The following is an 18,763-nucleotide window of genomic DNA, read 5'->3' on the forward strand; positions in this document are numbered from 1 at the left end:
GATACTATTTATAACTGCGTTGTACCAGCTTAACATTATCAAAAACCAAAGGCTCTTTGTGCAGTACCGCATCGCTTGGTTTTCCTTTATACTCCCAGGCCGCTACATAGGCGAAATTCTCATCATCGCGTTGTGCCTCACCATCGGGTGTCTGGTATTCTTCACGGAAATGCCCGCCGCAGCTTTCGTTTCGGTGCAAAGCATCTTTGGCAAACAATTCTCCGAGTTCAAGGAAATCGGCTACACGCATCGCTTTCTCCAATTCCTGGTTGAAACTGTCGAGCGTTCCCGGAACTTTTACATCACGGTGGAATTCCTCTCGCAATGCGGCAATTTCCGAAATGGCTTCGGTAAGGCCTTTGGCGTTACGCGCCATACCGACTTTATCCCACATGATTTTACCCAGTCTCTTATGGAAATGGTCAACAGAATGTGTGCCCTTGTTATTAATGAATTTTTCGAGTTGATCGCGGACTGCTTTTTCCGCTTCGTCAAATTCCGGTGTATTGGTTGGGATTTTTCCCATTTTGATATCAGGGGCTAAATAGTCTCCGATAGTGTATGGCAGTACGAAATAACCGTCGGCCAATCCCTGCATTAATGCGGAAGCACCGAGGCGGTTTGCACCGTGATCTGAGAAGTTGGATTCACCAATCGAGAAACATCCCGGGATGGTCGTCATCAGGTTATAATCAACCCACGTTCCGCCCATAGTGTAATGCACCGCAGGGTAAATCATCATCGGGGTGACATACGGATTTTCGTCGACGATTTTCTCATACATCTGGAACAGGTTGCCATACTTGCTTGCTACGACTTCTGTTCCTAATTTTTTAACCAAAGCGGCATCATTTTCATCCAGGTGCTTGATCCTGGCCTGGTCCTTTCCGTACCTTTCGATGGCGGAGGCAAAATCGAGATACACGGCTTCACCGGTCTTGTTTACACCGAAACCGGCGTCACAACGCTCCTTGGCGGCACGGGACGCGATATCACGCGGCACAAGGTTTCCAAACGCAGGATACCTTCTCTCGAGATAGTAATCCCTTTCGTCTTCAGACAAATCGGTCGGTTTCTTGCGGCCTTCACGGATTGCCTTGGCATCTTCAAGAGATTTTGGCACCCAGATCCTTCCGTCATTCCGAAGCGATTCGGACATCAAAGTCAGTTTTGACTGATGGTCTCCGGACACCGGGATGCAGGTAGGGTGGATCTGCGTGTAACAAGGATTCGCGAAAAACGCCCCTTTTTTGTGGATTTTCCAGGCTGCAGTGGCATTGCTTCCCATAGCATTGGTAGAAAGGAAAAACACGTTCCCGTATCCTCCCGAACCAATGACCACAGCATGTGCAGAATGCCGTTCAATTTCACCGGTAATTAAATTACGCGCAATGATCCCTCTTGCTTTGCCATTTACGACAACCAGCTCAAGCATTTCGTGGCGGTTGTACATCTTGATTTTCCCGCGGCCGATTTGGCGGTTCATCGCGGAATAGGCACCAAGCAGCAATTGCTGCCCGGTCTGTCCTTTGGCATAAAAAGTTCGGGAAACCAAAGTACCCCCGAATGAACGGTTGTCCAGCAATCCGCCGTATTCACGGGCCAACGGCACCCCTTGGGCAACGCATTGGTCAATGATGTTCGCCGAAACTTCCGCGAGACGATGGACGTTGGCTTCACGGGCGCGGTAATCGCCGCCTTTCACCGTATCGTAGAAAAGACGGAATGTAGAGTCACCGTCTCCCTGATAGTTTTTCGCAGCATTGATTCCGCCCTGCGCGGCAATCGAGTGCGCACGTCGCGGGGAATCCTGGAAACAGAACGCCTTTACATTGTAACCCAGTTCAGCCAGCGTTGCTGCTGCCGAACCGCCCGCCAATCCGGTACCCACCACGATGATGTCCAGGTTGCGTTTATTAGCCGGATTGACTAAGTTGATATGGTCTTTATAGTTTGTCCATTTTTCTGAAATTGGACCTTCAGGTATTTTTGAATCTAATGCCATTATGAAATGATATTAATGATTGAGGTGGTGAAACAAAGCGATGAAAATGAATCCTAGCGGTACAACCACCGCGAAAGCGTAAGCGAATTTGCTTAACGACCTTGAATATTTGTTGTTGAACCCGACCGATTGGAACGAGGAGGCAAAACCATGCCATAAATGCAATGCGAGCAGGATGAAGGACACACAATAAATCCCTGTGCGTACCGGATCGTGGAACTTCTCGACGAGCTCTCCGTAATACCTTGTCGCGTCAGGCATTTCGGCCGCCACGTATTTGAAATTGAGTTCAGGGAACCAGAAATCATAAAAGTGCAATCCCATGAAGGCGAGTACCACCAATCCCGTAATGATCATGTTGCGTGAAGGCCATGGCGCGTTTGCTGCCCCGTTGTTCCGGGCATATCGTACCGGGCGGGAATTGCGGTTCTGGATTTCGAGCACGATGCCCATGACGAAGTGAAAAATCACGCCCGCCGCCAGGATAGGCTGCATAACATATTGTATAATAGGGTTGTAGCCCATAAAATGCGAAGCGGTATTGAAAGCATCCTCGCTGAATACGGAAACCATATTTAAGGAAACGTGCAGCGCTAAAAATGAAATAAGGAAAAGCCCTGAAAGCGCCATTGCGACTTTCTTAGCAATGGAGGACTTCAAGATTGCAGTTTGTGCCATGTCGGTTAATTGTTTTAAAAAGCATACAAAAATAGTGCTATTTGCGGTTTGCCGCAATGTTTTACGGCTTATTTATAATCAATATAAAATGTTTAACTAGTACGTTTTGGTGACGTCTTCATCAATGACCAAAATGAAATCAGCCTTAGACAGATTTTCCTTTTCAAGACTAGAAATATTGGCCTGTGTCACCGTAGAAATGGTCAGGATTTTCAAATCCGGACGGCGCTGCCTGAGATACCAGAAAATCCCCTCAAAATCATCACTGTGGTATGAGCCGTTGTAATGCAGGAAGACCGAGCCGTCTCTCAGGTTCCTGAGTATGAAGTACGCCATGGTCGCGTCTTTTACCGCTTGCGCTTTCGGAAGATTGTCACCGCCGTGGCCGCCCATTTCACGTACCATTTTCACATAGCCCGGAAGGTTCGCGTCGTATGCGATCGGCAGTGGCGCAATCCAATTTTTTTCTGCATCGGTCAGGGTTTCCAATGCCTCAAAACCTTTTTTATATACCAGGCCGGCAAACCGCCGCGGGATGTTTGTCGCGACAAATGTGAATTTCTTTTCTTTCGCAAAATCAACCAACGGCTTGTAATCGGTTTTATAATTGGGCCAAAGCCGCGCGGTGCTGTCTATTTGCGCATCCTCTGAAGGATCCTGTAAATACCCGTCAAGCTGCGTTTGGTTGTCGGCTTCAAACATTTCAGCGCCTAAAACCAATTTCGTCCGCTGCGCCAAATCCTTCGCAAGCTCAAGTTCGAGCCAGTGCGAAATGGCATTGTCATGGAATTCCCCAAACAAAACGACTTCGGTTTTTGACGTCGCTTTGAGCATCCTGGCGTAAGTGGTTTCCCTGCCCGATTTGTCAAAAATCCGGTATGCCGGTTTCTGCTGGGAAAAAATCAACGCATGGGCGAGCAGGCACGCTAAAAAAGGAATGGACCTCATGATGGGAATTATAGGAGTGCCGCTAAAATACTGCAAAAACGCCATTTTCAAAAATAATTCTTGAAGAATCGATAATTTCTCCGGGGTTGAATTTCCATATCCGTAAAAGTGCTTCGGAAATCTGGAATTTGCTGCCAAATCATGCCCATAGTCTTACATTTACACTTACAAAATCTGCACCCATGATAACAGGAATCGAAGCAATCGCATTCGACGTGGCCAAAATCCACCTGCCCGTAAAAACCCTCGCTGACGCGCGTGGCATCGACGCTGAGAAACTCGAAAAAGGATTGGGATTGTCAAAAATGACTTTGCCCGACGCGCATCAGGACAGCGTGGTTTTTGCGGCCAATGCCCTGACCCGCCTGTTGTCGCAGCATAGCATCGATCCGAATGACGTGGCACGGATTTACGTAGGTACGGAAAGCGCTGTCGATGGTTCCAAGCCGATCGCGTCATTTTTGATTTCGCTGATGGAACAGCAGTGGGGTGACGGGCGCTTCAGCCATTGCGACGCCGTCGACCTCACTTTTGCCTGTATCGGCGGGGTAGACGCGCTGCAGAATTGCCTCGACTTCGTCCGCCTGAATCCGCACAAAAAAGCCATTGTTGTTTGTTCTGACATTGCCAGATACGACCTCGGCTCTACCGGCGAATATACCCAGGGTGCTGGCGCGGTGGCGTTGTTGGTTTCGGCGGATCCAAAAATCATCGCGTTTACAGACAAATGGGCCGTGGATACCCAGGGCGTTTTCGATTTCTTTAAGCCGTATCATACGATTTCCAAATCTGAAATTACCGGAAATGGAGACAATGACGCCTGGTTCGGTCACCTGGAAGCCGAAATCCAAATCCACAAGGACCAGCCGGTTTTTGACGGGCAGTATTCTAACCAGTGTTATACGGACAGGACGCGGAATGCGTATTTCCGGTTTAAGGATTTGAAAAACGATAAGGGAAACCTTCTCGATTCCTGGCACAGCGTCATCATGCACCTGCCGTACGCGTTTCAGGGGCGGCGCATGCTGCCGGGACTGTACGCGACGGAAGCCGGTGATGGCACGTTGGAAGATTTGAAATCCATCGCGAAGTCTGCAGGGTATCTCGATTTCGTTTCCAAAAAACTGCAGCCGGCAGAACGCGGATCTTCATTGATCGGAAACCTGTATACCGCTTCTATATTCATGGGACTGCTTTCTGCGCTTTGCCATTTTTATGAGACCAATAGTGCAATTTCCGGAGCAACATTTGGTTTTATGGCTTACGGAAGCGGATCGAAATCGAAGGTTTTTGAAGGAGAAATTCAACAGGACTGGAAGCCATCGATTGAAAAAGTGAAGCTTTTTGAAACGCTGGAACAAAGCCGTGAGATTGATTTCAGCACTTACGAAAAATTGCATAAGAAGGAGCAAAAAGGGAGTGTTGTGCCGCCGAAAGGCGAATGGATTCTCGAACGCATCGAAAAAGAAAATCCAAACCTCGTCGGTGCGCGTTATTACAAATGGATTTCCTGAATCAAATTCCATAGCTTTGTGTTATGGTCGACAATCAGCAAACGGATCTATTCTTAAGCGCTTTACGGCAATTTGCTGATGGTAAAAGCGCTTCCGCAGACATGCTCCGGAAAGCCACAACGGCGTTTTCGAAAATCACGCTTAAAAAAAATGAATTCCTTGTCAGGGAAGGCGGTATCTGTCCGTATTTCTGTTTTATTGAAAGCGGGATCCTGCAGCACGCGATCGAAATTTCGGGTAATGAGGTGACGACGTATCTTGCGCTGCGTCATACCTTCACCAGCTCATTAAGCAGTTTCCTGTTTCGGAAACCTTCCCGCAAAAGCATCAAGGCCATCGCTGATTGTACGCTGTATGTAGCCGATTTAAAAACCTTTAAGGATCTGATCGAAAATAACGCGGCATTCCATCAATGTTATTACAACCTGATCGAAAAGCAAATTTGCCTGATTGACGACTACCGTATCGATTTACTGACGATGACCCCCGAAGAACGGTACACAAAGCTGCTGCAATCCGAGCCGAAACTGTTACAGGAAGTACCGCTGCATTACCTTTCTTCGTTTCTGGGTATTTCCGACAGGCACATGAGCCGGATCCGTAAAAACATAAAATAACGCCATTTGGCCGGATGGGGTTTCAATGGTTTGATTAATTTTGGTTTGTAATCCTTAATTCGCAATTCCAATGAAATACCATCAAATCGACCGCAGCCTTTTCATCAAGAACCGCGCAAAATTTACGGCGCAGATGAAACCAAACAGTGTTGCCGTTTTCAATTCCAATGATATTTATCCGGTCTCGGCAGATTCGACTTTGCCTTTCGCGCAGCACCGTGATATTTTTTATCTTTCGGGTGTAGACCAGGAAGAAAGTATCCTGCTTTTGTTCCCGGACGCGCCGTATGCACACCAGAAAGAAATAGTATTCCTGAAGGAAACCAGCGAGCACATCGCCATCTGGGAAGGGGAAAAACTGACAAAGGAACGGGCATTTGAAGTGTCAGGAATCAAGACGGTGTACTGGCTTCAGGATTTTGAGAAGATCTTGTTCGAGCTGATGACCTACGCTGACACGATGTACATCAACACCAATGAACACTACCGGCAGTCCGTCGAAACTGAGACCCGTGAGGCGCGTTTCGTAAAATGGTGGAAAGAGAAATATCCGGCACATGCCGTGGCAAAAAGCAATCCAATCCTGCAAAGGATCCGGTCGGTGAAGGAAAGTGAGGAACTCGATTTGATGCAGACGGCCTGTAATATCACTGAAAAAGGCTTCCGCAGGCTGTTGTCATTCGTGAAACCCAATGTCACCGAATACGAAATCGAGGCGGAGCTGATCCACGAATTCATCCGCAACCGTTCGAAAGGTTTTGCTTATACGCCGATCATCGCTTCAGGAAACAACGCCAACGTTTTGCATTACATCGAAAACAACCAGCAATGTAAGGCCGGCGATCTGATCCTGTTGGATGTGGCCGCTGAGTATGCGAATTATTCCAGCGATTTGTCGCGTACGATCCCGGTTTCAGGAAAGTATACCGAAAGGCAGAAAGCGGTGTACAATGCCGTTTTACGCGTAAAAAATGAAGCTACGAAAATGCTCGTTCCCGGAACGCTTTGGAAACAATACCACGTGGAAGTTGGTAAGCTGATGACGTCAGAATTGCTCGGATTAAAACTGATCGACAAAGCAGACGTGCAAAATGAAAATCCCGACTGGCCGGCATACAAGAAATATTTCATGCACGGGACATCGCACCATTTGGGCCTGGACACCCATGACTACGGACTTTTACACGAACCGATGAAAGCCAACATGGTATTCACCGTAGAGCCGGGTATTTACATTCCTGCAGAAGGTTTTGGGATCAGGCTTGAGGACAATGTGGTCGTTCAGGAACAGGGCGAACCTTTTAACCTGATGCGCAACATCCCGATTGAGGCGGATGAGATTGAGTCGCTGATGAATTCCTGAATGCCCCGTCCGGAGGAACTTGGCAGTATGACGGCGGCTAGACAGTTTTGATCCGAAAAATATCGGTCGCACCCTTCATATTGTCAGAAAATTTTTTAGATTTGCGTGATTTAGATTTTAAGATAAATAGTTTTTGAGAAACGGTGTGCTTCGGCAGGCCGTTTTTTTTTGGCGTAAGATACCGGATCCGAAAATCGGATGCGGGCTCAGAGCACAGTCCTGACGCCTTATTCTTACAAGCCGTAAAGTTTACCGCAAACTTTTATCCGTTTACCTCATTAATTTTCAGTGCTTTCTCATTTGCCTTTCCTTTGTCTCACTTTTAATAAGCACTCGCTGATAAAAGTAATTTCGTGATTTTAAGGTTTTTTTGGTTAGGTAAACCCCGCTTCCCGGCGGGGTTTACTTTTGTCACTGACCGCAATGGCTTCAGTTGAAATCCGTTCCGGACCCGATTTAACGAAAAACCTTATATTTGTGGCGCTCTTAAAATATAAACAAACGACTTTGCCCATGAAAACACTCAGCGACATCAATTTCAAGAATAAGAAGGCCTTAATCCGTGTGGATTTCAATGTGCCATTGGATGCGGAATTCAATGTAACCGACGACACGCGCATTGAGGCCGCGAAGCCTACCATCGACAAAATCCTGGCTGATGGCGGCAGCGTCATCCTGATGTCGCACCTGGGTCGTCCGAAAGGGGCAGAAGAAAAGTATTCGTTAAAACATATTGTCGGGAAAACGGCTGAAATTCTTGGCGCCGAGGTGAAATTTGCCGAGGACTGTATCGGCAGCAAAGCCAGTTCAGCTGCAGAAGCCCTCAAGGCCGGGGAGGTATTGCTGCTCGAGAACCTGCGTTTCCATAATGAAGAAGAAGCGGGTGATGTCGATTTCGCCAAAGCGCTCGCGTCGCTGGGCGATGTCTACGTAAACGATGCTTTCGGGACGGCACACCGCGCACACGCCTCCACGACCATCATAGCACAGTTTTTTCCTGATGACAAATGTTTCGGGGCATTGCTCGCAAAGGAAATCGAAAGCCTGAACAAAGTGCTCAAAGATTCTCAAAAACCGGTAACAGCGGTATTGGGCGGCAGCAAGGTATCCTCAAAAATCACGGTAATAGAAAATATCCTCGACAAGGTCGATCACATGATTATTGGCGGCGGAATGACTTTTACTTTCATAAAAGCGCTAGGCGGGAAGATCGGCGACTCGATCTGCGAAGACGACAAGCAGGACTTAGCGCTCGAAATCCTTGAAAAAGCCAAAGCCAAAAACGTACAGATCCATCTTCCGGTGGATGTGGTTGCTGCCGATGCTTTCTCAAAAGATGCAAACACGAAGATTGTAGACGTGCGTGAGATTCCTGACGGATGGCAAGGGCTCGATGCGGGGCCTAAATCCCTGGAGCAGTTTAAAAAGGTTATCCTTGAATCGAAAACCATTCTCTGGAATGGTCCGCTGGGAGTTTTTGAACTCGAGCCTTTTGCAAAAGGGACCATCGAACTCGGGAATTATATTGCCGAAGCAACCCAAACCGGGGCTTTTTCGCTCGTAGGAGGGGGCGATTCGGTGGCGGCCGTAAAACAGTTCGGATTGGAGCCGAAAATGAGCTACGTGTCCACCGGCGGCGGCGCCATGCTGGAGATGCTCGAAGGTAAAACGCTACCCGGAATTGCTGCTATAATCGATTGATCAATATAGAATTAACAATTTTTCACACAATTTTAAGTTATAGAATACGGCGACTTTATTATAAGATTACTATGTTTGCATTTTGCAATAGTTTGAAATATAGCATTTTGCTACCCCTAAGTTCTTTTTTATACAATGTAACCCAGACGAATTGAAGCTTTTGCTGTCCCCTGACATTGTCATGCAGAAGCCCTAAAAACGTAAATAATGAATATAAAAAACATCACCTTAACTGCTCTTTTGATGGTTGCCGGGACCATTTTTGCCCAGGACTCGACCAAAACCGCAGCTAATCTGCTGAAACCTGAAATCAAGATTTCCTACCTGGACTCCATAAAATCTACCTTTCGCCGCGATGCCGTGGCTTCGTGCGTGGACAGCCTTTGGATGAAGGAACTTACAAACCTTGACCTGTTTGACAACCTTTCAGCCGATATCAAGAACATCAATCTGGACCAGAAAGTAGATTATGAATTGTCGACTGAGCTCCTCAAGTCACGCCTTAAGGAAATGGATGCCAAGTCACCTTTCAATATAGAATGGAATCAGGGACTCGAGAACATCATCAAATCGTTCCTTAAAAACCGCAAGAAATCCTATGAAAGGCTCATGGCGATTTCGGAGTATTATTTCCCGATGTTCGAGGAATCTCTTGCAAGGCAGAACGTGCCTTTGGAAATTAAATACCTCGCCATTGTTGAATCGGCGTTGAACCCGAAAGCGGTGTCGAGGGTGGGCGCGACCGGACTTTGGCAGTTCATGTACCAAACCGGAAAGCAGTACAACCTGAACATCGATTCTTATGTAGACGAACGCAGCGACCCGCAGAAAGCGAGTGATGCCGCAGCACAGTACATGAGCAATATGTACAAGATTTTCGGCGACTGGGACTTGGTCCTGGCATCGTACAACTCGGGTCCGGGTAACGTGGCCAAGGCAATCCGTCGTTCCGGAGGGCAGCAGAATTTCTGGAATATCCGAAAGAACCTTCCGAAGGAGACCCAGGGTTATGTACCGGCATTCCTCGCTACAATGTACATTTATACTTATCATAAAGAGCACGGGATAGTGCCAAACCGCGCCATCATCAAGCATTTTGCAACAGACACGATTATGATCAAGCAGCAGATTTCTTTCAAGCAGCTTTCAGACCTGCTCGACGTGCCTGTGGCGCAACTGCAATTGCTGAACCCGTCTTACAAGATGAATGTCATTCCTTACTATAATAACGTACCCCATTACCTTAGGCTGCCTGCTGAAAAGATTGCGATGTTTGCCTCAAACGAGGATAAGGTGTATGCTTACGTGAAGCACGAAAGTGAAAAGAGGGAAAGGCCTTTTGAGCGCATCCGCCTGACAACGGCAAAGGATTCGACCGCCATCGCCTCCGCAGATTCTGTGCTGACTTCAGGATCGCGTACGAGATTCCATACCGTGCGTCGCGGCGACAACCTGAGTGAGATTGCTTCGAAATATGGCGTAACGATTGGCGAAATCAAAAGATGGAACAAGTTGCGGAGCAACAGCGCCCCGCTGGGAAGGAAGTTAAAGATTGTGGTTTCCGACAGTGAGAACAGCAGTATCGCCGCAACCACAAAAAAACCCGCAGCTGTAAGGGAGGAAAAAACCGCGTTGGCATCCAGGGAGGCAAAGAATACCGAGATGGCCGAAACAACACCGGAGTTCTACACGGTGCAGAAAGGCGACAACCTTGGTTCAATCGCTAAAAGATATGGTGTTTCCATTGCCGATCTGAAAGAATGGAATAATATGGAAGATACCAATGTGCTTTTGGATACGAAACTCAAGATCAATAAGTCTAAAGTCGAAGTTGCAGAGTTAAAAGACGAGGCCGCTGCGTTGGTGCCTTCGTATTATGTTGTGCAGAAAGGAGACAACCTGAGCGCTATCGCTAAAAAGCAGGGCGTGACTGTCGCCCAGATCCAGGAATGGAACAATATGGAGGATGCCAATGTGCAACTGGGCGCCAAACTGACCATCATGAAAGCACCTACAGCCGACAATCAGGTGGCCGCCAGGGTTAAAAAGGACAATGCTGCAAAGCAGAGCCACTATTTGGTGAAAAAAGGCGACTCGCTGTTTACGATTGCGCAGAAGTATCCCGGTGTCACCGTTTCGGATATCAAGAAATGGAACGGAATCAGCAGCAACAATTTAAAGCCGGGAATGAAATTGAAAATCAACGGTTAATCAACCCTTCAAAATAAGAAGACCCTGATAGAGATGATTTATCAGGGTTTTTTATGGTTTATTTTTATGGAGTTACAGCTAACAATCAAGCCTTTCAGCGAACTTTCAGTAATCGAACTGTATCAGATACTGCGCCTGCGCGAATCGGTGTTCATCATCGAGCAGGACTGTATTTATCAGGATATTGACCATAAGGATCAGAAAGCGTGGCATGTCATCGGGAAATACGACGGAAAGGTAGTCGCGTACACCCGGCTGTTTAAGCGTGGTGATTACTTCGCGAATGCCTCAATCGGGCGCGTGGTCATTGATGCCGAATTCCGTGCCAGAAAGTGGGGATATCCGCTGATGGAGGCTTCCATTGGAGGTATCCTGAGGCATTTTGGCGAAAGCCGCATTGAAATTTCTGCGCAGCTTTACCTACAGCAGTTCTACGAAAACTGCGGATTTCACACGACAAGCGAAACCTATTTGGAAGACGGAATTCCGCACATCAGGATGATCCGGGATTAAAGCTTTGTGATGACAATTTCGACGCGTTTATTGAATTTTTCCGCGACACCCGGTCTTGGGAATTTCCGCCCGAAACCTTTATAAGCCATGCGAGACTTGTCGATACCCTTCTCAATAAAATAATCGTAGATGCGCTTCGCACGGTCCTCAGACAGGTTGTTTTTCCCCGTATAAATGTTGCGTGCGTCAAAAAAAGATTTCGAGATGCAGCAAACGTGACCGTGAATTTCAAAATTTATGCCAGGATTGGCCTTAAAATATTGTACATATCTTGACAGCTCGGTTTCACAGGCTTCCGCATCTTCAAAAACGGTTGTACTTGCTACAAAAACCAACTGTCGCAATATGAGTTTGTCCCCTTCAGAAAGATTCTCTCCGGGCATCTTATAGCCTTCAAACAGGTCGACTGCTGCGGGCTGACTGCGGACTGGCTTTGGCTCTTCGGGCGCAACGGCGTAAGAAGCCACGACAGCGACCCTACGGTTGTGTTGGCGTTGTGACAGAGCGTCAGCAGCACTGTTTAATGCGATTTCACCTTTACCCGTCGCGCTCAGATCATGAATTGCAGCGTGCGTACGGATGTATTCGGCAACGCTTTCAGCCCTTTTGCGGGACAGCGCAAGGTTGTCGTATTCCGTGCCGATATCATCGCAAAATCCTTCCACAGATACCGAATTTATAGTGAGGGAATCCGTAACGAACAGGGCATTAAGTGTGGAGGCGCCCTCAGCGGAGATGACATGGCTGCCCGAATCGAAGTAGACGAGGATTTCTTTCTGTCCGACCTGTGCGGACAATGTGCCTAGGTATAAAAGTGCGGCGTATAGGAAATGGCGGCGCATCAGACTTTGGTAATGACCAATTCGACGCGGCGGTCATATTCCTGGCCTTTCCCCAGCGGGACGGTATTGCCATACCCTTTAAATGTCATGCGTGTCTTCGCGATTTTTTTGAAGATGAGGTATTTGTATACGCTTTCGGCACGATTTTGCGACAGTTGCCTTTTCTTCGTGTCGCGGTCTATGGCTTCTTTCTGATAGGGCGGTGTACAGCATACATGGCCCTGGATTTCAAATTCCAGGTTTTTGTACTTTGCCAAAAGGCGGGCGAGCTTATCCAGATCGGTTTTCGATTTGAAAGTGAGCTTGCTGCTGCCGCGTTCAAACAACAGGTTTTCGAGGTAAATGTGGTCGCCAATCACGTGCTTCTTCTGAATCGATGTAAAGAAGCCCGGAATTTCGATGGCGGGCAGCGGCTTGAGGTTCAACACGACGTCCACGCGGCGGTTCTTTGATCGCACTTCGGGCAGGTTATCGACCACGTCGTCGTCAATCAGGATGCGCCCTTTGCCTTCGATCGTCACGATAATCTTGTTTTTGATGCCTTGCTGGATCAGCTTGTCCCTGATGGTATTGGCGCGGTTTGTAGACAATTTTCGGTTGTAGGATTCTTTCCCAAGGTCGTCGGTGTAGCCGAAAATCTGGATCGACTCAATTCGGGTGGAATCGGTTTTTTTAATAAATTCCACGACTTCCCTGGCCTGTTTTTCATCAAGCGAATACTTGCTGGTCTGAAAATAGATGGATTGGACGACTTCCTCCTGTGCCTGCAGCGTGGCAAAAATAAAAAACGGCAGTAACCTTAAAACCTTGAACATTATTTTTTCAGTATTTTATTGTACTCCGAAGTGTTGTCGAGCAGGGCAGTAGCCTTTTTGATTTCGGAATTGTTTTTGGTATAATATTGATACAAGCCCTCCTTGTACTGGTAACGCTGGATGATCTCGTCAAGGATGAGTTTCCTGATTTCTTTCTGATACAGCATGAGCTGACCGTCCTCACTTTTCTGCAGGGAATTCAGCAACTGTTGGTATTCTGACGTAATGCTCTCGTCGAGTTTCTCCTTTTTCGCAGCTTCGAGCGTTTTTTTCAATGCGATTTCGGTCTCTGTTTCGTACGTAATTTTCTGTGTTTTCAGGAACTGCCTGAAGTCGGCGTAATCCGTGTCAGTAATGGTCGGGATCTTATCGCCCAGGTTCGGGTTCTTGTAGTAATACGAAGTCACATAATCAAAAATCGCATCGTTTTTCTGCAAGGCCTGCGTAATGGCACTGAGTTTGGTCTCTTCGAGTTCGATATCAGGCTGGATGCCGCCGCCATCATACACGGTACGGCCTTTGCGGGTTTTAAAGGCATTGTATTTGGAAGCATCAGTCCGGATCGCTTTACCGTCAGCATCCTTATGGGCATAGTCCAACGCCTGGATGCACCTGCCCGACGGCGTGTAATAACGCGAAATGGTCACCTTGACCTGCGTGCCGTAAGTCAGGTCGATGGGACGCTGCACAAGCCCTTTCCCGAAACTCCTGCTGCCGATGATCACGGCGCGGTCGAGGTCCTGTAATGCCCCGGAAACAATCTCTGAGGCCGAGGCGCTTTTTCCGTCGACAATCACCACCAGTGGGATCTCAAGATCCACCGGCTCGTTGTTGGTTTTGTACGTGTTGTTGTGTTTTTCGACCTTTGATTTTGTGGTTACGATCACCTCACCTTTGGGGACAAACAGGTTGCAGATGTTGACGGCTTCCCCCAAGAGCCCGCCCGGATTGCCCCGCAGATCCAGTACGATCCGTTGTGCGCCTTCGCGCTTGAGCTGTTCCAACGCTTCCCTGGTTTCGGATGAGGCTTTCCGGTTGAACTGTGAAAGGACGATGTAGCCGGTTTTGTCATCGATTTTGCCATAATAGGGCACCGCCTTGATGTCTACTTCATCGAGTACGAGCTGGGTGGAATTTATTTTTCCCTGACGCTTGTATTTGATGTCGAATTTGGCATTTTTCCCTCCTTTAAGCAGTTGAGAGGCATCGTCTTTGTAATCAGCGAGGTTCACATCGCCGATCTGGATGATTTCGTCACCAGCCTTGAGCCCGGCTTTGTCAGCGGGATAACCTTTATACGGCTCCTTCACGATTACGTGCCCGTTCTTTCGTGTCATCATGGCGCCGATTCCCGTGTATTCCCCGGTGTTGTTGATCTTGAACTTGAGGACGTCCTGTTCGTTAAAATAATTGGTGTAAGGGTCGAGATCCGCAAGCATGGTCTTGATGGCTTTGTCCATCATTTCACCCGGGTTGGTCTGGTCGACATAGTTCATGTTGACGGTTTTGTAGACTTCGGTGAAAATCTCGATTTGTTTGGCAATCTCAAAGAAATCGTCCTTAAAGCTGGCGCCTACGTAAAAAATACCCGCGGCCGCGGCCGTAAGCACATATTTCTTCCTGAAAACGGTACTTATATTCATAATGGATTGTGTCAAATTGATGCCTTTTGTTTCGGAAAAACAAGGCAACTAAAATAGTAATAAAACAGCACAAACAACAGTAATGACCATTATTTTAGCCGTTAGATAACGGAAAATTACCGATTTTTATTACGGGTAGAGGAAAACAATCAACGGATTGGCGTTGCATTTACCTGACTGACGAACTTCTCAAAAAGCTGGATCGTTTTCAGGTTGATTTCCTGGTAGGTAAGACGGTCTTTGGTCTGGTAAAAAAACATAAATGCGTACGGCCTGTCCAGATTATCAAGGATGGCCTTGTTGAGCCGATAGGTTTCCCGAAGCACACGCTTGTAATAGTTCCGGTCTACGGCTTTCTTAAAATATTTTTTGCTCACCGATACCCCCGCGCGCAAGGGACCATCGGCCTGATCGACAGGCATGTAAACCAAACGCAGCGGATATTTCGACACCGATTTGCCTTCTGAGAAAAGCAGGTCGATCGTTTTTCGGCTTTTGAGTTTTTCGTTTTTCGGGTAACTGAATGGCATAACGCGGGTTTTCGGTCCAAAGTTACAAAAGATGCCGGCGTACTTCCTGAAATTTGAGTACTTTTAGCCAAACCTTTCTAACCAAATAACAATTGATGTACCAGAAATTACGCTTTCTCGTGTGCGGATTGCTTGTCGTTTCAGGCAGTTTTGCACAACAGGTAAAAAAACATCCGATGGCTGTGGGCCTGCATTTCGGTTTTGGCGACGAAATCAGGAACACCGATTACACCTACACGAACCATTACATCAAGCCACAGCTCTATTGGCAACTTAAAAAAAGCAACCATTTCACCTACCAGATTCTGTTGCAGCCCGAAATCAATTTTGCGACGCACCAACTGATCAATTTGTATTTCGTTACACCCGAAGAGCCTGATTACGAAGCGAAACGGGCGAGATATACCAAACTGAAGGACATCCGCGAATATGTCCTGAATGTCGGATTTCTGGTACGAAGACCGATTACCGAAAAATTCAGCATCTATGTTCTGGGAAGTGTAGGTCCGATGATCACCGATACGGAAACCGAAAGGCTGTCCCGAGGATTTGCATTTTCAGATGTGCTGTCGCTTGGTTTTTCGTACCGTGTAAATGGCGTTACGATTGATTTGCGTCCAAACCTCAGGCATACCTCAAACGCCGGCCTGCAAAGTTCGAATGCGGGTTTTAACACGGCCAATCTCGAATTTGGATTGTCAATTCCGCTTTAATCAGTTAACGTAGACATTGTAGACAATCCTGACGTCCTCAAAATTGATGTAAAACTGCTTGCGGTTGCCCTGTCCTTTGCGCGTGATGATGAGTATCGTACACGCCCTGCCATCAGTCATCATACAGTTCAGCGGAATGGTCTCGTCATCACCACTGACGACTTTTTCACCGTAACTCATGATTTTGTACACCTGAATTTCCTTTGACCCGATGACAATCCGGTCCTTTTTCCCATCAAGCGTAATGATGACGGTCGATTGCTCCGGTTCGGTCCATTTTCCCCAGCTGCCGTCCTCATTTTTTTCGGCAACACTAAAGCTGCTGGCCTTAAAACGATAGGTCTGCGCAACAGTCTTTGATGCTGATAACAACAGGACAAGGCATAGCAATACGGATTTGAGTGTGTTCATTATCGTGAATTTTGTGTGGTAAAACTACAAATTCCGTTTTACATACCCGATAGTTAACGAAATTTTAAGTGCTAACGGATGGTGACGAAATTAAACGCGGGTTTCCCAATTCCGCACAGCTTAAAATTCTGTAAACCGCAATTGAAATTTTGAAATACACCTTTAGTATCAGTGCATTATCTTTGAAGTATCAATACAGAAGCACTATCCGCGGGTTGAAGAAGCAACTGCCGGAAAAGCGGATAACTACATATTTTATGCGTTGGCATAAAAATAAAAACTCCCGAAGCGCAACGGGAGTTTTTTTATGGATTATGTTGAACCGCGACAGGCGGCTCAAACTATTTTATTTCAATGACGTTGTTTTCTTTTTTCACGTCGGCCATAAAACCGGCGGGGTCAATCTCAATTTTGCGGATACCGGCTTTTGCGGCGGGAATTTCAAATTCGTAGGTGGGATACGCCCATGCCCAATCAGGCAGCGTCGTCCTTTTTACCAACGGATTTTCATTTTCTTTTGAAAAACTCATCATGCGCAGCGGGATGTAGAAGTTTTCAGTCTTACCGTCCGTGTAGGTTACGGTGATGTCGATGGGCATCGGCATACGCCCGATCCGTTCAAGAGAAACCGCCGTTGTGCCGTTGCGTTCCGTCACTTCTTTAATGCCATAGTCAATCGTGTTGGTGGTTTGTGTCCAATCGACAAGATACCAGTCGAGATTGGCTCCGGAAACCCGTTCGGCGGTGCGCTTAATATCGTTCGGCGTCGGATGTTTGAATTTGAAATCTGCGTAATATTTCTTTAGTGTCTTTTCCAGATTTTCTTTGCCGATCAGGTAACGAAGCTGCGCGAGAAAGACTTCACCTTTGCTGTAAGACGTAATGCTGTAAACCCGGTTTTCATCAAAACGGTCAGCATGCGTGGATTGCGGAAGTTCCTTGCCTGAATTTGCCATCCCGATGTAGCCGGCATAAGCACCTGCGTATGGATTGTCGACCGGTTTTGGCGCTATGCTGTTCAGCGCGCTGTCTTCAATAAATGACGTAAAACCTTCGTCCATCCATCCGTGTTTGCTTTCGTTTGATGCCAGGATGTGCTGAAACCAAGAGTGCCCCATCTCGTGTGTGGTCACGCCAAGGAGTCCGTCAAATTTGCCTTCGCCGAGGATCAGCGTGCACATTGCATACTCCATGCCGCCGTCGCCCCCCTGGATGACCGAATATTGTTTGTACGGGTACGGCCCGACAAACTGATTGTAAAACTGCATGATCTTCACCGTCTCCGGTTGCAGCTTTTTCCAGTTTTCAATGATTTTCGGGTTGTTTTTGTAAAGGAAATGCAGGGTCGCACCGCCCGGAACCACTGCGATATCATGCAGGTATTGCCTATCGGCAGCCCAGGTAAAATCATGTACCATCGGTGCTTTAAAATGCCAGGTCAATGTGGGCGTGTCCGGGCGTTTTACCGCCTTGCCCTTTTCTTCATAACCATAACCGATCTGGTTCGGGTTCTGGAGGTAACCTGTTCCGCCCAGAATGTAATTTTTATCAATAGTGATTTTCACGTCAAAGTCGCCCCAAACGCCGTGAAATTCGCGTGCGATGTACGGGTCGGCATGCCAGCCCTCAAAATCAAACTCAGCAATTTTCGGGTACCATTGCGACATCGACAGTTCGACGCCCTCTGAATTATTGCGGCCCGAACGCCGGATCTGTATCGGTACCTGTCCGTTAAAGTCGAGTGTGAATGTGGTTTTTTTATGGGGTAAAATCGGTTTTGCCAAAGTCACCTCGAGGATTGTGCCGACCGTCTTGGTTTGGGCAGATTTCCCGTCCTGCTTAAAGTGGGTGATATTCAGAAACCCGATTTCGTCCGGCTTCAGGTTTTTGATACGGCTTACTTTGACGTCGTTACCATCAACTTTAGTTTTGGTCACCATACGACCGTCAGGATCCTTGATGGTTTGCAGGCGCGCGTCCATTTCGCTTCCTGGCTGGAAAGCGTTCGGATAAAGATGAAAGAAAACACGCTTCAAGGTGTCCGGTGAATTGTTCTGGTACACGAGTTTCTGGCTCCCCCTATATTGGTAGTTGGATACGTCCATAAACACATCCATCTTATAATCGACGTGTTGTTGCCAATAACCGGGATTTTTCTGGGCCGGCGCTTTGGCAAATGCCAGACAAAGCAGGCAAAAGGTAAAAAGTCTTTTCATAAACAGATTATAAATGAATAAGCCTGCCAATATATAAAAATAT

16 protein-coding genes are annotated in these 18,763 nt (G+C 47.3%); 7 read left to right on the plus strand and 9 right to left on the minus strand.

Going from position 1 to position 18,763, the window contains the following annotated elements:
- Positions 1 to 4: 4 nt before the first annotated feature.
- From HYN48_RS04170 to HYN48_RS04180, 3 genes are all read right to left on the minus strand, one after another.
- Complete coding sequence (locus HYN48_RS04170) at positions 5 to 2,005, minus strand: fumarate reductase/succinate dehydrogenase flavoprotein subunit (RefSeq protein WP_108369932.1); 2,001 nt, start codon at positions 2,003 to 2,005, stop codon at positions 5 to 7.
- Positions 2,006 to 2,017: 12 nt separating this feature from the next.
- A complete protein-coding gene (locus HYN48_RS04175; protein WP_108369933.1) occupies positions 2,018 to 2,683 on the minus strand; it encodes a succinate dehydrogenase cytochrome b subunit in 666 nt (221 codons plus the stop codon).
- A 96-nt stretch (positions 2,684 to 2,779) separates the two neighbouring features.
- Complete coding sequence (locus HYN48_RS04180; protein WP_108369934.1) at positions 2,780 to 3,631, minus strand: ChaN family lipoprotein; 852 nt, start codon at positions 3,629 to 3,631, stop codon at positions 2,780 to 2,782.
- A 182-nt stretch (positions 3,632 to 3,813) separates the two neighbouring features.
- Between HYN48_RS04180 and HYN48_RS04185 the strand changes: the two genes are divergently transcribed.
- From HYN48_RS04185 to HYN48_RS04210, 6 genes are all read left to right on the plus strand, one after another.
- On the plus strand, positions 3,814 to 5,145 hold the full coding sequence (locus HYN48_RS04185; protein ID WP_108369935.1) for a hydroxymethylglutaryl-CoA synthase family protein: 1,332 nt from the start codon (positions 3,814 to 3,816) through the stop codon (positions 5,143 to 5,145).
- Positions 5,146 to 5,168: 23 nt separating this feature from the next.
- Positions 5,169 to 5,762, plus strand: coding sequence for a Crp/Fnr family transcriptional regulator (locus HYN48_RS04190; RefSeq protein WP_245945981.1), 594 nt, complete (start codon positions 5,169 to 5,171; stop codon positions 5,760 to 5,762).
- Positions 5,763 to 5,832: 70 nt separating this feature from the next.
- On the plus strand, positions 5,833 to 7,125 hold the full coding sequence (locus HYN48_RS04195) for an aminopeptidase P family protein (RefSeq protein ID WP_108369936.1): 1,293 nt from the start codon (positions 5,833 to 5,835) through the stop codon (positions 7,123 to 7,125).
- A 513-nt stretch (positions 7,126 to 7,638) separates the two neighbouring features.
- Positions 7,639 to 8,826 carry a phosphoglycerate kinase gene (locus tag HYN48_RS04200; protein ID WP_108373358.1) on the plus strand — a complete coding sequence of 396 codons (1,188 nt, stop codon included), beginning with the start codon at positions 7,639 to 7,641 and terminating at the stop codon, positions 8,824 to 8,826.
- A gap of 207 nt (positions 8,827 to 9,033) precedes the next feature.
- Positions 9,034 to 11,037 carry a LysM peptidoglycan-binding domain-containing protein gene (locus HYN48_RS04205; RefSeq protein ID WP_108369937.1) on the plus strand — a complete coding sequence of 668 codons (2,004 nt, stop codon included), beginning with the start codon at positions 9,034 to 9,036 and terminating at the stop codon, positions 11,035 to 11,037.
- Between the two features lie 66 nt (positions 11,038 to 11,103).
- Positions 11,104 to 11,550, plus strand: a complete 447-nt coding sequence (locus HYN48_RS04210) for a GNAT family N-acetyltransferase (protein WP_108369938.1) — start codon at positions 11,104 to 11,106, stop codon at positions 11,548 to 11,550.
- Here HYN48_RS04210 and HYN48_RS04215 read toward each other — a convergent pair.
- The 4 genes from HYN48_RS04215 to rnpA form a co-directional block, all read right to left on the minus strand.
- Positions 11,547 to 12,392: an OmpA family protein gene (locus tag HYN48_RS04215; protein WP_108369939.1), complete on the minus strand. Its 846-nt coding sequence runs from the start codon at positions 12,390 to 12,392 to the stop codon at positions 11,547 to 11,549. The genes HYN48_RS04210 and HYN48_RS04215 overlap by 4 nt on opposite strands.
- The gene (locus HYN48_RS04220) at positions 12,392 to 13,207 is read right to left on the minus strand and encodes an OmpA family protein (protein WP_108369940.1); all 816 of its coding nucleotides are present in this window, start codon (positions 13,205 to 13,207) and stop codon (positions 12,392 to 12,394) included. The genes HYN48_RS04215 and HYN48_RS04220 overlap by 1 nt, the downstream gene beginning before the upstream one ends.
- Complete coding sequence (locus HYN48_RS04225) at positions 13,207 to 14,850, minus strand: S41 family peptidase (RefSeq protein WP_181248525.1); 1,644 nt, start codon at positions 14,848 to 14,850, stop codon at positions 13,207 to 13,209. The genes HYN48_RS04220 and HYN48_RS04225 overlap by 1 nt, the downstream gene beginning before the upstream one ends.
- A gap of 149 nt (positions 14,851 to 14,999) precedes the next feature.
- Positions 15,000 to 15,380 carry a ribonuclease P protein component gene (gene rnpA, locus HYN48_RS04230; protein ID WP_108369941.1) on the minus strand — a complete coding sequence of 127 codons (381 nt, stop codon included), beginning with the start codon at positions 15,378 to 15,380 and terminating at the stop codon, positions 15,000 to 15,002.
- A 95-nt stretch (positions 15,381 to 15,475) separates the two neighbouring features.
- On the opposite strand from rnpA, the gene HYN48_RS04235 reads away from it, so the two are divergent.
- On the plus strand, positions 15,476 to 16,093 hold the full coding sequence (locus tag HYN48_RS04235) for an acyloxyacyl hydrolase (protein ID WP_108369942.1): 618 nt from the start codon (positions 15,476 to 15,478) through the stop codon (positions 16,091 to 16,093).
- Here HYN48_RS04235 and HYN48_RS04240 read toward each other — a convergent pair whose 3' ends face one another.
- Together HYN48_RS04240 and HYN48_RS04245 are read right to left on the minus strand one after the other, a co-directional pair.
- Positions 16,094 to 16,504, minus strand: a complete 411-nt coding sequence (locus HYN48_RS04240) for a hypothetical protein (RefSeq protein WP_108369943.1) — start codon at positions 16,502 to 16,504, stop codon at positions 16,094 to 16,096. It abuts the gene before it with no gap.
- Positions 16,505 to 16,845: 341 nt separating this feature from the next.
- Positions 16,846 to 18,720, minus strand: coding sequence for a M1 family metallopeptidase (locus HYN48_RS04245; RefSeq protein ID WP_108369944.1), 1,875 nt, complete (start codon positions 18,718 to 18,720; stop codon positions 16,846 to 16,848).
- Between the last annotated feature and the right edge of the window lie 43 nt (positions 18,721 to 18,763).

It is taken from the genome of Flavobacterium magnum (assembly GCF_003055625.1).
Lineage (GTDB): Bacteria > Bacteroidota > Bacteroidia > Flavobacteriales > Flavobacteriaceae > Flavobacterium > Flavobacterium magnum.